This window comes from Thermotoga profunda AZM34c06 (assembly GCF_000828675.1).
Classification (GTDB): domain Bacteria; phylum Thermotogota; class Thermotogae; order Thermotogales; family DSM-5069; genus Pseudothermotoga_B; species Pseudothermotoga_B profunda.
The window spans coordinates 688,176-701,549 of record NZ_AP014510.1 but is presented as its reverse complement, the minus strand read 5'-3'; the positions used below and the strand labels follow the sequence as shown (position 1 = coordinate 701,549).

Below are 13,374 nucleotides of genomic sequence, written 5' to 3'. Positions count from 1 at the left end.
GTGATAACTCGCGAAGAAATACTCTCACGAGAAAATCTGTGGTACAAGGTTTTGGTAACACTTGTTTTCACTTTCCTAACGGGCATTGCAGCTCAGATCAGAATTCCTCTTCCATTCAGTCCCGTGCCAGTAACTGGTCAAACCTTTGTGATTTTGCTCGCTCCGTTGTTTATAAACAAATTGGCAGTGTTCAGTCAGATACTCTATGTACTATTAGGTGTGCTTGGCATTCCATGGTTCTCTGGAAATAATTCTGGTTTTCATACTCTCATCGGACCAACGGGAGGTTATCTCATAGGTTTTATCTTTGCATCGCTGTTCATAAGCCAAATTTTCAAGCCAAATAGGTTCAAAGTGTTTAACACTGTGACAATACTTCTTGTTGCCAATTTTGGCATTATATACAGTTTTGGTTTAACACAATTGTACTTGTGGTTTTCGTTCAAGCAGGTTCAGCTGAGTCTTCCAAAATTACTTTCGATGGGATTATTGCCATTCATTCCCGGTGACTTGATAAAAATCATGTTGGTCAGTGCGACTTATTTTGCTTTTAGAAAGATCACAAGGTGAACCCCATAGGGGGTTCACTCTTCTACCGGTTCGAAATCCTCCTTAGAAGCACCACAAACGGGACACACCCAGTCATCAGGGAGATCTTCAAATGGTGTTCCTGCTGGGATATCGTTATCTGGATCCCCCTCAGCCGGATCATAGACATACCCACAAATTATACATCTGTACTTTTGCATCTTCATTCCCCCTTTAAAGGTAAGTGGTTTATGCACTTTGAAGATCTCACAATAAAATTGTACCATATTCAAAATTTAATAGTAGATACTCATAAATAGAAACTTTTAACAATGAATTTTTGCAATCTCGATGTCAATATACGTGTTTTGTACAACAATTCTATCATCTTTATTTGCTTTATCGAATTCTTCTCAAAAGGATTTTTTGGTTTTATACTTTAATTGGTGATGAAAAATGCAAATAGACAAGATCACTGATGACCTCCTCAAACCTGACTATGAGAAGTTGTCTCTTGTGAATGTATCAAACTCAATTCTGGCTCATTTTGGTTGCAAGATTCTTCATCCCATCTATCCATTTGAAGAATTGGCACCTGGTTTGTTCGAAAATATAGATAAAATCATCATATTTCTGATAGACGCACTTGGGCTAAACAGTTTGAAAAAAGTCCTTCAGAAAGAAGAACTTTTCGACCAAAAAAATATCTTATATGCCACTTCTGTTTTCCCAACAACGACAAGTGCCGCCATTTCTTCATTATTGACAGCATCTACTCCTATTGAACACGGTATCTTAGGATACATCCTATACCTCAAAGAACTTGGTGCTCTCGTAAATATGATAGAGTTATCCTCACCAACACTTGGCAAAGTATCATCGAATTTTTCATCAAAGGAGATTCTTTTTTCAGAAACGATCTTTGAAAAGATTCTCAACATTGGAGTCAAGGGATGTGTACTCACGTCAAAGAATATACGTGGCTCTGGGTTTTCAAATCTGATTCATACAGGAGCTTCGGTGAGAAGTTATCAAAGTTTTGGAGACTTGTTCTCTAAACTCAGAGAGATGCTCCAAGAAGATGGCAAGGTTTTTGGGTTTGTCTACTGGGGGTTGCTCGATTCAATCGGACATAAAATGGGAGTGGATTCACAAGCATTTGAAAGCGAGCTCTATTGGCTTTTAAAAATGATTCATAAAGAGGTGATCCCTGTTTTGGGAAATGATACTCTTTTGATGATAATGGGAGATCATGGACAAATTGCAACACCTTGGGAAAACGAAATTTGGTGGTCTTGGAAGGACGAGATCTCATCATTTTTAATGGTTCCACCTGGTGGCGAGATGCGAATGATGCACATATATACTCGCCAGCCAAGAGAAGTGATAGAATACATTCAAAAGACATACACAAACCAGGCGATGGTTTTGACCAGAGACCAGACCATACAGATGGGGTTATTTGGTGGTTCTTACTCAAAGAAAGAAAGTCTTGAGAGAATAGGTGATGTCGTTTTAATAGCAAGATCGAACTACTCTTTTTATTTCAAATTTACAGGTAGGGAAGAGAGTTTGAAATCAAAGCATGGTGGGCTGAGTTTCGATGAATTAGTAGTTCCTCTTGTTGTTTTTAGGAGGTGATTAATTCTTACTGAAGAGTCCAACTTATGGCATTGTAGATGTTGAAACAGCTAAGAAAATCATCTACGATTTCAAAGAACACAGTCCATTCAAGATATATATTGGAACTGATAGTGATGCACGAGATGGTGTTGTCACTTTTGCGACTGTTTTAATAGTCTACAAAATCGGCGTTGGTGCAACTTATCTGTATACTCTCAAGAGAGAATATAAACACTATGACATGTTCACACGATTATTCCAAGAAACCTATCTGAGTTTGGAAATGGCTAATTTTGCCAGAGAGATGCTCAATTTGACGAGTCCAGAGATACACATAGATATCGGTTATGACGGTGCAAGCAGAGATGTTCTCTCGACAGTAGTGGGCTATGTCAAAGGAATGGGATATCCTTATAAATTAAAACCTTGGGCCTTTGCCGCAACAAAGATAGCACACCGTCATACAAAGTAAATGAAGGTGTAAAATATTTAAGGGGGTATTGTATATGCGCAGAATGTTATATCTGTTTTTTATTATTGCCATTTTTGCACTCACTGGTTGTCTCTCTTTGTTTGAACCAGATGTTGGAGAATTCTCCGAAAAGGTTGTCAAAAACATCAACGATTATCTGAAAAACAATGTAGATGCAAATTACCTAACGGCTTATTATGTGCATATAAATGAACCAGCAACAACTACAGATGCGCTATATTACTGTAATAAATTACTCGATTTCTTCGATAAAAACGCGAGCGAGATCAGTCTTATTTCTTATGGTGATACTGGACTCAAATCTTTTGAACTAAAACAGCCTCCAAGTTGGGTTGAAAAGGTGTATGTTTTGAACTTGCTCATGAAAACTGCTAACGGACTTCAACCAAACTCATGTCCAATGCTTTTAATTGATGGTAAACCTTACTTATTGACTGTTTACGCTTCTGGTACAGAGATCGTCTCTTATCCTTTGTTGGGAGAGTGATGTTTATGAAGAAAGCTTTAATATTTTTTGTGATAATTCTTTCTACAATCCTCTTTGCGTCCAATTATGGGTTATATCATGACTCAACACCTGGTAGGAACACTGCCATAGTGGTCTCGAATTTAAGCGATGAAAACGCGTACTTCAGAGTTGTGGTTTATGACTATGAGGGAAAGGAAATATGGAAAGATACCTTCAAGTCGAAACCTTACGAAACAGTTCATATAGATCTTGCACAGAAAATACCACAGAGTGATAAAAACTGGGGATTGGTACTCGTTCAATGTGATCAATTACTCTACATCTCTGTTCTCTATAAAGATAGAGAAATGCTCTTTTCTCGGAACCACGTTATAGAACCTGTTCAGGTTTCCTCGGATGCAAAATATTACTGGTACGGCATTAATTATACGAACTTTGGCAACGCCGAAACTGCTTTCGCTTTGATGAATACTTCCAACAAAACAAATGATATATATCTTTGGGTGTACGATTATGCGGGGAATGTCATAAAAGAGTTATCGGGTAACATTTCTGCTAAGGCTTCGGCTTATGTGGATTTGACAAAAGAGTTGAACAGTCAAACCTCTGGTGTGATAGACATCAGATCTACCGAGCCAATTGTGATTGGTATAGAGTATTATCAAAGTGATGAAATTTGGATGATAGAAAATATCGTTGATTGGTACACAACGACAAAATGGTGAGAATTGGAGGTATTCTATGAGAAAGTTAACCATTTTGGTCTCTCTATTTATTCTATTTATTTCTATATTGGCATGTGCAAGTTATGTTGTTGTAGTCAGAACGGAGCCCTTTGCCAATGTCTATGTGAACGGAATATACGCAGGTATATCTGATATAAATGGTTTTTTACAGATAACCCTGAGTTCATCTGGAGAACACAGAATAACTGTGAGTAAGAGTTGGTATCTTGTTTTTGATGGCCTTGTATATGTATCTCAACCTGGCCAAGTTGTCGTTTATGCGCCTCTCAGCAGAGCTGGTAGTTTGAGAGTATATTCAAATGTTTATCCGGTCGAGGTGTATTCAGAGAATAGATTCCTTGGAAAAGTTAACAGCGTGAAAGACACCGTTTATGTTCCCGAAGGGAGTGTCTATATCACCTTCAAAGCAAGTGGATATATACCAGAAACAAGATTGCTGAACATTTCATATTTGAAGGAAACGAGTGTCAATATAAACCTGATAGAAGAAGTCTTATCTGTCAGTTTGAAGGTGGAACCAAAAGAATTTTCTCCAAATGGCGATTGGTATAACGATACTACAACTTTTTACGTGTATCTTTCAAAACCTGCCCAGTTGACAATCAATATCGTTGATATCAATCAAAACACCGTCTGGCAATGGAGCGGAAAAGGTAAACCTGGCTCGAACCAGATCTCTTGGGATGGAAAAGACATACCGGATGGTGACTACACAGTCAAAGCAATTGCTCAGACAGAAAAAGAGAGCTTCATCGCGACCGATTCTGTGAGAATAGATAGATCTCATTACACCAACACCAAAGAAATAATCCTGACAACCACGTTCATAGCGGTTGGAGCATTGGTTTTCATGTTCTTGATCTCATCAGGTCTATGATCTTGTAAGTTGATGTAATTGGTTTGGCTGTGACCCTCTTTTTTTCATCGGTTTGAATCCAGCCATTCATACCGAGTTGAAGTGCTCTCTGTACAGACACTTCATATTCTTCTTTGGTGAGCTTTCTCGCAATCAATTTATCAAATCTGGCATTGAACAGTGGATTGTATTGAGACATCAAAGAAATTGGTACAGTGGGTGACAGAGAATAAAAAACAAAATCAAGAACCTTTTGAGTACCTCCTACATTGTTTGGAAGTACAAGATGTCTAACTATAAGACCTTTTTTGCTATCTTCTTTAAATGCTCCAACTTGTCTATGCATCTCTATGAGCGCCTTGGTAGCTACTGTATAGTAATCTTTTACACCAGAATAAATATAACCCGATTCATCGTCCGCATATTTCAGATCAGCCAAATACACATCAACAATCCCATCAAGAAGCTTTAAAGTCTCAACGGATTCATAACTACTCGTGTTGTAAACAACAGGCAAACTAAATCCTTTTTCACTGGCAATCTCAAGAGCTTCCACTATTGACAAGATATGTGGTGTTGGAGTGACAAGATTCAGTGTCTCTGCACCATGATTCTGTAAATCCAAGAAAATCTCGGCAAGTTCTTGAGAAGTTATTTCCACACCGTTTGCCAATTGGCTGAAATTCATATTCTGGCAATAAATACAACGAAGATTACACCCGCTGAAAAAGATTGTACCGGCACCATTTTCTCCACTAATAGGTGGCTCCTCTCCAAAATGTAGAACCACACTCATCAACTTTGGCAGATTACCGATCTTGCACTTGCCCACACTTTGATATCGATTAACTCCACATTGAACAGGACACAGATCACAATGATACATCTTTTCTCTCAGTTTATGAATGATCTCTGAAAATTTATTTTTGATACTCGATCACCGCCGAAAGATTTGAGAGTTTTTGAACAATGTCTTCATATCCTCTGAATATTTGATCTACTTCGTTGACAGATGTTGTACCATTTGCGATTAAACCTGCGATTACAAGCGCAGCAGCTGCCCTTAAATCAGTTGCACTCACCTGAGCGCCACTGAGTCTCTCAACTCCATAAACAATGGCAGTCCCATCACTGACTTCGATCTTTGCTCCAAAGCGTCTCAGTTCATCGACGTGTTGAAACCTTGATTTAAAAACAGTTTCAATCACAGTTGATGTGCCCTGTGCTTTTGAAAGAAATACTATGATTTGTGGTTGCAAATCAGTCGGAAAACCTGGGTATGGAGTTACCTGAATTTTTATTGGATCTGGTCTTCGGTCCATCGAAACTCTTACCTTGTCTCTATCTAACTGCGATAGACTCACACCAGAATTTTTGAGTACATCGAATAATGATATTAAATGTGAAACATCTAAACCTTCTACTATAGCATCCCCCATTGTAGCCGCTATTGCTATTATGTAGGTACCTGCTTCAATTCGATCGGGTATTATCTTGTGTATGCAGCCATGCGCCTTCTTGACTCCAAAAACTTCTATTCGCTTTGTTCCAGCCCCCAAGACTCTGCAACCTGCTCGATTCAGAAAAATCGCCAGATCTTCTATTTCTGGCTCCATTGCTGCATTTTCTATGACTGTGTGAGTCCCATCCAAAATTGCCGCGGTTGTCATTATGTGTTCTGTAGCTCCAACGCTTGGAAATGGCAGAGATATAATTGCTTCATCTATCTTTTTCTCCATCTCAGCAGTGACAATACCGTGTTCAATCTTGATTGAAAAACCAAGTTTCTGTAAACCTTCAAGGTGATAATCCACTGGTCTGACACCTATCGAACAACCACCAGGTAATGAAACCGAAGCCTTTTGAAATTTCGCCGCCAAGGGACCCAAGACATTGAAAGACGCCCTCATTTTTCTAACGAGTTCGTATGGTATATCAGTGCATGGATTGGTTGGGGGATCGATTATGGCTACTCCATTCTCGAAAAAAACTCTACATCCAGCCGCACTGAGTATCTCTATCATCGTGTGAATATCCATCAAATTAGGTACATTTTCCAAAACAACCCTTTCATCACATAAAAGAGCAGCGGCAAGAATAGGTAAGGCAGAATTCTTAGAACCAGAAACTCTAACTGAACCAGTCAACCTGACGGGTCCTTCAACGATCAATTTACCCACTTATGATACCTCCGATTGAAGTTGTTGAATCATCTTCTCCAGATCTTCTCCATCGTTCGGGTAGACTTTGAAAGATACCTTTGTGTCAACTCCTACACTTTTCTTGAGCGAATCTTTGATTCTCTCAAAAACTCTTTGTGCATTTTCTTTGTTGACATCTGTTAAGAGAACGACAAATGTATCATCGGAGATCTTTCCCACACTGTCCATTGGAACTCGTACGACATTCTTCAAAAGTCTCCCAATCGATACGAGATGTTTCTCAAATTCCTCGTTTTGCTTACACAATTTGATCATGACAATCGCATAACCTCTGTTTTCTTCAAAAGCTTTTTGGTGATAATAAGATATCAAACGACTCATGTGCTCTTGAGAATAAACTCGTGTGACTGGATCTATTATCCTACTGGTGCCTATGTCTTTAACAAAGTCGTCATACAATTCGAATTGTTTTTTTATGAATTGATTGTACTCCTGAAGCATTTGCTCCATTTGTGCATCACGCATTCGATAATACTCGAGTTGGTCCTCGAGAATTTTGATCTTTTTCAACAAATCCTCTCTCTCGTCCATTTTTACTCCTCCCATGCTTGGAATCTCTCATGGTATATAATAACATCAAAGAGGTCAAAGTTAATGTCTGTTTAACCGCACAAGGGGAGGGATTTTTATGAAATTCACTGCTGTGTTAATAATCGCATCTTTTGCTTTCATATTATTCCTATTTGCATGTGGAAGTCCATCGGTTTCAACTAACAAAGCTCCACAATTTGTTTCATCAAATCCTTTAAATAACGCTACCGATGTCAGTACAGATACAACCCTGAGTTGGACATTCAACGATCCTGAAAACGACTCTTTGACATATGAATTGTTTTTTGGAGAGAACAAGAACACCGCTCCATCGATATACAAAGGTTATAGCAACTCTTATAAACCAAATCTTGAACCATCTAAGACTTATTACTGGAAAATAATAGCATATGATGGAAAAAACACCCCGACTCAAGTTGGCTCGTGTTTTCTACTCTTAAAGTGAACAGACAGCCCAACAAACCAGAACTCATATCACCTGTTCCATCCTCAGAGAATATCGATTATGCACAAGTTGTTTTTCAATGGAGATGTACAGACCCTGACAAAGATGTGCTGAAATTCGAAGTATATCTGGATGGCTCTCTTTTGGCAACGACTACAAATTATCAATACACAAAATACAATCTTACGCCAGGAAAAACTTATACATGGTTTGTCAAAGCCTTTGATAGTCAATACATTGTTCAAAGTGATCAAGCAACATTCACGACAGCTCAAAGTGGTCAAAACAGAGCACCGACTGTCCCAAAACTCATTTCACCTCCAGATGGAGCCCAATCTGTGAACATACCTGTGACACTACAATGGGAATGCTCAGATCCCGACAATGATACATTGAGTTATGAAGTCTATTTGAACGATGAGAAAAAAACAACTACCACACAATCAAGTTTTGAACTGAGTGCTCTTTCACCCAACACAACCTACAGATGGTACATCAAAGCTTTTGATGGAACCAACACAACAACGGGACCAACTTGGACATTTACCACAAAAGGTATACCAAACTCTCCTCCATCAACACCTACCAATCCTAATCCAAGCGATAAATCATCGATCTCTGAAACAAGTGTGACTTTGAGTTGGGAATGCTCAGACGATGATGGAGATGCACTTTTCTATGATCTGTATTTTGGAGAGAGTTCAAACCCACCTCGAATAAGAGAGAATTTGACAACTCAAAAGATGTTGATACAAAACCTTGAGATGAACAAGAAATACTACTGGAAGGTCGTGGCAAAAGATGGAAATAGTTCGACTGAAGGACCTGTTTGGAGTTTCTACACAGGTTTTCAGACGTCCTTCAGTAAATTATTAGCTTTAGCGAATGGCATCTATGAAGTTGATTTCACACAAACGACTGTTTCACCGAAGAATATATCTACCATAACTGGGAATGACTTTTTCTATTACGATAAGACTATTTTCGTGATAGGTAATGAACTCTCGATTATAAGTGATTCAACTGTGGCAACGGCTTCTTTTGCTGGAGAAAATATCTGGGTTGATACACTTGCTCCTATTCAAAAGATCGTTGCAGGAGAAGCGTTTGCTTGTATAACAAATGATGCAAGTTTACTCATCTTAAGAGTAACAAATCAAAACGCTTATGAAGAATCATCTGTGCAATTGAATCAACCATCTTCATTATTCGTCCTTGGACAATACATCTATCTCTGTGACAACGATGGATTGAAAAAAATCGATGCTGTAGATCCAGCTAATCCTGTGTTGAGAAAGAGTTATTCATGTACAGCAAAAGATGTCTTTGTTGTTGATGATATAGCATATTTGTTGACTGATTCGAAAATAATCAAGCTCAACAGTATTGATTTATCAGAGATCAAATCAACAGATTTCGATGATGGAAAAAAGATCTATTTTGATTCAGGTTTTGTTTATGTATTGAGCGATCAAAAACTTACCAAATTCGACGAAGATCTTTCCAAAATAAAAGAGATCGACCTGAGTAATGGTAAGTCCCTTGTAGTGAGTGGGAGTTATATCTATGTGGCAACACAGAGTGGTATCAAGGTCTTGGATAGTAACCTGGAACAATCCAAATCCGTGGATCTGAATGGTATAGTGGAGATCTTGTTACCCAAATAAATAAAACGTTGAGAGTTCTAATATATTTTTAATATCTGTGTTCAGATAATGTATTTAGTCCAATTCATCTAAGGGGGGATCAAAATGACCAAAAGATTTATATTGGTTTTGCTTGTGTTGCTGGCTGTTGTCAGTTATGGTATACAGTTTAAAAGGAATATCGAAGAGCGTATTGAAGTTATGCGCGATGGTTCTGCGATTATCAAAAGAACGGAATTTATTCCAGAGTCAGAGTTAACAAAGCCATACATAACCCACTATGAAGAGATGCAAAAAAACAAAGATGTTTTCAACAATTTTTTGAATGAGCTCACCAAACACTATTACTTACTATACGGCACAACTCCTTCTTTCACAATGAATGATATGAAAATCACTCGAGATTCGAAGGGTTACACTTGCACTATAACAATGAAAGTACCAGGTATTGTCAGATCACAAGGTGGTTCATTTCTCATCATTCGTAAAGGTTTTGAAAATGAAAAACTCGCAGAGAAACTGATGCCAAAGTATTTCGAGAACGAAATCGATGGAAAAATCTTTGAATCAGCTTTCCTGCAATCAGAAAAGAATTCTCTTTTGACAGAACGAAAAGTCGAAATTGTACTACCAAGTGGCTCACAATTGGAAGACATAAAACCTAATTTCTTCTCAAAATCTTTATCAGACAGTTGGTCTGTAGACATGGGAGGGGGCACAACTTACAAAGCTGAACTTAAAAAAACAGAGACAGGTATCTTAATCTCAGAAAAAATAGTAACAAATGGTGGCATACCCAAGAACCTCCTTGATGAAAAAAGAAGTATAGAGGTTTTACAGGCTCTTAGGGACTACACTGCTTTTAGTTTGGTTTTCTCTAACAAAGATATGAGTGAAAAGAATTTGACCCAACCTGTTGCACACAAAATCTCAAGTGATTTTTCTGGATCTTGGAGTTTCAGCGTCTCTACTGGAGAATTGTTATCCTATACCTTCACCTACCAGACACTCTCAGTGACACCAAAGATAACTGTTACCCTATCTTTTACGGCATCGTTGTTATGGGAACACGAATGGGTGAGAACGGGTTGGCTCAGTTGGAGTTATAGGTTTAAAAAATTTGAAAGTGTCGTATCTCTCACTCCTTCTCTCACTCCTTCTTTACAGGTATCATCTGGTGGAACCGTTGAAAAACAATGGTCTAAAAATCTTTTTACACGAGGAAAGACCGTGACATTTTGGGTTGGCTATGTACCTGTTGTACTCTATCTTGAAGCAAAACTCGATGCCGAAGCAACCGCGAAGATCTATGGCTCGATAGGCTTCACCACTTGGGCTACATTCAGTGTAACGACATCGCTCAAAGTTACCTATCAAAATGGTTCTTGGAGTAAAACCCCAAGTTATTCAACCAGTTATTCTGGCGTGAATTTCCAAGCAAACGCAAAGATTGGAGCTGAAGCAGAAGGAAAATTGCCTTTCACTTTGTCTGCGTACGTTTATTATGTTGCAGGACCATTTGTGAAACTCACCCCTTGGATAAAAGGGGCAACATCGGCATCTGTCGGTAGTTCGAATCAGGTAGGCTATACGATAACAGGCGGATTAACAGCCTCTGGTGGTGTTCAGATGGCAGGTTGGCTGAAAGATCTTTGTGGAAATATACCATCAATCAGTTACGATTTTTGGGAATGGAGCAGAACACTTGCGAGTGGCACATACACTTTTTGAAAGCCAAAGACTTCAAGAAATGACAAAATGGGCGGGGATGTGACACTCCCGCTTTTTTCATTTTGTCAAAGATTCGTACCAGGATACTTAACACATCTGGTGTATAAAAGTTTGTATGGCGAAATATTCGAATCCTTTCAGAGCACTGAAGAACAGAAATTATCTAATGTTCTGGGTACCACAGAGTATATCATTGATCGGAACATGGATCGATACGACGTTGCGTGGCTGGGTCGGTGTGAATATTTTGCCAGAGAGCAAAGCGTCGGGGTTCATCGGTCTGATAGCCTTCTTGAAAGGGTTTCCCACTGTGATACTCTCTCCAGTGAGCGGAGTTCTCATCGACTGGTTTGGACCAAGAGAAGTACTTTTCTTGACACAATTGGCTGATACGATCAATGCTTGCTTTATGGCTTATCTCGTCTATAAAAATATCCTAACACCATTTCAACTACTCATACTCAGTACTCTTATGGGGGTTTCTGCTTCTTTCTATCTTCCTTCCAGAAATACCTTTATTGGAAATATAGTTCCAAAGAATTATCTTCCAAATGCCCTTGCTCTTCATTCAATGATATTCAACATGGCAAGAATGATAGGTCCATCGATAGCGGGCTTTGTCGTGAAATATTATGGTCTTAGCTTTGGTTTTTTAATCAATGCGATTTCATTCGTACCACTACTGATAGTATTGCCAATGATACCATCAAAACATGAGACCATCAACAACAATGACAAATCATTTTTCAAAGACCTTGTGGAAGGTGTACGCTTTGTCTCTAAGAACAGAACAATGAGTTTGACTTTCTATTCGTTGATCGTTTATGCACTCTTTGGTATGCCTTACAGCATGTTGATGCAAGCCTTCGCAAAAAGTGCTGCAAAAACAGGTCTTGTAGGTTATGGTTTGATGATGGGATCTATGGGATTAGGAGCACTTATCGGAGCCTTGGTTGCAGGCGGAATGGAACCAGAACATGTCATATCCATTAGAGAAGAATATTTCATATTGATCATTGGCATGAGTACATTGATCAGTTCCATATATCCCCCAGCAGCATACGTGATGTCCTTTGTGAATGGTGCAGGGCAAACGATATTCTTCAATATCACCAATAGCAGAACTCAATTTCTATCACCACAGAGTATGCGAGGCAGGACGATGTCATTGTACGCTTTGATAAACAACGGTGGATCACCAACAGGCGCATTCATTTTTGGTCTTGTTGGGAATATCATAGGTATCAAAAACTCATACACTATACTCGGTGTTGCCATGATAACGTACTTTATCCTCAAAATATGCTTAAACAATAAACCTGAGAATCTCAGATCAAATAACTAACACCACTCACAAGGATTGTGGCAAAGACAATATACCTCAACCAATTAATACCCTTTTTCAAGGCGAATTTAACTCCAAGATATGCCCCTACCATGCTACCCAATCCAAGAATCAAACCCGCCAAGAACATGACCTTTCCATTCAGCAAGAAGATGATCAATGATATAGGTGTATATAAAAGAACAATGAAGACCTTCAGTGCATTATTCTTTACCAAATCCAAACCCAAAAGTGCCGCAGTGAAAAATATGAAAAAGAATCCAACACCAGCTTGTATAAAACCTCCGTAGACACCTATACCAAAGAATGCAATGGCTGCTAAAAAGGGATTGATCTTTTTATTAGGCTCTCCACTCCACATTTTCGGCTTGATGAAGAAAAACAATCCCATAATCAAAAGCAAAACTCCAACAATTTTTTTGAGAAGGTTCTGATCCAGGTCAACCACGATCATCGTGCCAACAATTGAACCTACAGCGGCTGGTATTCCACACAAAAGTGAGAGCTTCACGGGAAGTACCTTACCTTTCTGGAAATTCCTCACCGCCACTATATTTTGAAGAAGAATTGCTATTCTATTTGTGCCATTCGCAACATCTATCCCCATTCCCAAAAGAGTAAGAAGTGGGAGCGTCAAAAGGCTACCACCGCCAGCTACAACATTCAAAAAACCAGATGCTATGCCCGACAAGAAAATGAGGAAATACAACATAATATC

15 protein-coding genes are annotated in these 13,374 nt (G+C 38.8%); 10 read left to right on the top strand and 5 right to left on the bottom strand.

The genetic code is table 11. The features are described 5' to 3' along the window. On the top strand, positions 1–570 hold the full coding sequence (locus tag TSP02S_RS03365) for a biotin transporter BioY (protein WP_052465296.1): 570 nt from the start codon (positions 1–3) through the stop codon (positions 568–570). Positions 571–584: 14 nt separating this feature from the next. On the opposite strand, the gene rd is transcribed toward TSP02S_RS03365, so the two are convergent. After that, a complete protein-coding gene (gene rd, locus TSP02S_RS03360) occupies positions 585–749 on the bottom strand; it encodes a rubredoxin (RefSeq protein WP_041081867.1) in 165 nt (54 codons plus the stop codon). 235 nt (positions 750–984) lie between these two features. On the opposite strand from rd, the gene TSP02S_RS03355 reads away from it, so the two are divergent. Genes TSP02S_RS03355 through TSP02S_RS03335 form a run of 5 tightly spaced genes read left to right on the top strand, consistent with a single transcriptional unit; the run spans position 985 to position 4,736 of the window. Next, entirely contained in the window at positions 985–2,169 is a 1,185-nt protein-coding gene (locus TSP02S_RS03355) for an alkaline phosphatase family protein (RefSeq protein ID WP_041081865.1), read from the top strand. A 10-nt stretch (positions 2,170–2,179) separates the two neighbouring features. Then, entirely contained in the window at positions 2,180–2,623 is a 444-nt protein-coding gene (locus tag TSP02S_RS03350; RefSeq protein ID WP_041081863.1) for a ribonuclease H-like YkuK family protein, read from the top strand. Positions 2,624–2,657: 34 nt separating this feature from the next. Then, positions 2,658–3,131, top strand: a complete 474-nt coding sequence (locus TSP02S_RS03345; protein WP_041081861.1) for a hypothetical protein — start codon at positions 2,658–2,660, stop codon at positions 3,129–3,131. Between the two features lie 5 nt (positions 3,132–3,136). Then, on the top strand, positions 3,137–3,838 hold the full coding sequence (locus tag TSP02S_RS03340) for a hypothetical protein (RefSeq protein ID WP_041081859.1): 702 nt from the start codon (positions 3,137–3,139) through the stop codon (positions 3,836–3,838). Positions 3,839–3,854: 16 nt separating this feature from the next. Further along, complete coding sequence (locus TSP02S_RS03335) at positions 3,855–4,736, top strand: flagellar hook assembly protein FlgD (RefSeq protein ID WP_041081857.1); 882 nt, start codon at positions 3,855–3,857, stop codon at positions 4,734–4,736. Here TSP02S_RS03335 and TSP02S_RS03330 read toward each other — a convergent pair. Genes TSP02S_RS03330 through TSP02S_RS03320 form a run of 3 tightly spaced genes read right to left on the bottom strand, consistent with a single transcriptional unit; the run spans position 4,708 to position 7,468 of the window. Continuing rightward, positions 4,708–5,601: a radical SAM protein gene (locus TSP02S_RS03330; RefSeq protein WP_052465295.1), complete on the bottom strand. Its 894-nt coding sequence runs from the start codon at positions 5,599–5,601 to the stop codon at positions 4,708–4,710. The two genes, TSP02S_RS03335 and TSP02S_RS03330, sit on opposite strands and share 29 nt — an antisense overlap. 34 nt (positions 5,602–5,635) lie before the next feature. Continuing rightward, positions 5,636–6,895 carry a UDP-N-acetylglucosamine 1-carboxyvinyltransferase gene (gene murA, locus TSP02S_RS03325; protein ID WP_041081853.1) on the bottom strand — a complete coding sequence of 420 codons (1,260 nt, stop codon included), beginning with the start codon at positions 6,893–6,895 and terminating at the stop codon, positions 5,636–5,638. Then, positions 6,896–7,468 carry a GGDEF domain-containing protein gene (locus tag TSP02S_RS03320; RefSeq protein WP_041081851.1) on the bottom strand — a complete coding sequence of 191 codons (573 nt, stop codon included), beginning with the start codon at positions 7,466–7,468 and terminating at the stop codon, positions 6,896–6,898. Between the two features lie 97 nt (positions 7,469–7,565). Between TSP02S_RS03320 and TSP02S_RS03315 the strand changes: the two genes are divergently transcribed. The 4 genes from TSP02S_RS03315 to TSP02S_RS03300 all read left to right on the top strand — a co-directional run bounded on the left by TSP02S_RS03315 (position 7,566) and on the right by TSP02S_RS03300 (position 12,656). Beyond that, complete coding sequence (locus tag TSP02S_RS03315) at positions 7,566–7,934, top strand: Ig-like domain-containing protein (RefSeq protein ID WP_041081849.1); 369 nt, start codon at positions 7,566–7,568, stop codon at positions 7,932–7,934. After that, complete coding sequence (locus tag TSP02S_RS03310; RefSeq protein ID WP_144380711.1) at positions 7,931–9,601, top strand: fibronectin type III domain-containing protein; 1,671 nt, start codon at positions 7,931–7,933, stop codon at positions 9,599–9,601. Before TSP02S_RS03315 ends, TSP02S_RS03310 begins: the two co-directional genes overlap by 4 nt. Positions 9,602–9,685: 84 nt before the next feature. Further along, complete coding sequence (locus TSP02S_RS03305) at positions 9,686–11,311, top strand: hypothetical protein (protein WP_041081845.1); 1,626 nt, start codon at positions 9,686–9,688, stop codon at positions 11,309–11,311. A gap of 115 nt (positions 11,312–11,426) precedes the next feature. Then, entirely contained in the window at positions 11,427–12,656 is a 1,230-nt protein-coding gene (locus TSP02S_RS03300) for an MFS transporter (protein ID WP_041081843.1), read from the top strand. On the opposite strand, the gene TSP02S_RS03295 is transcribed toward TSP02S_RS03300, so the two are convergent. Then, positions 12,640–13,368, bottom strand: a complete 729-nt coding sequence (locus TSP02S_RS03295) for a sulfite exporter TauE/SafE family protein (protein ID WP_041081841.1) — start codon at positions 13,366–13,368, stop codon at positions 12,640–12,642. The genes TSP02S_RS03300 and TSP02S_RS03295 overlap by 17 nt on opposite strands. Positions 13,369–13,374 lie beyond the last annotated feature (6 nt).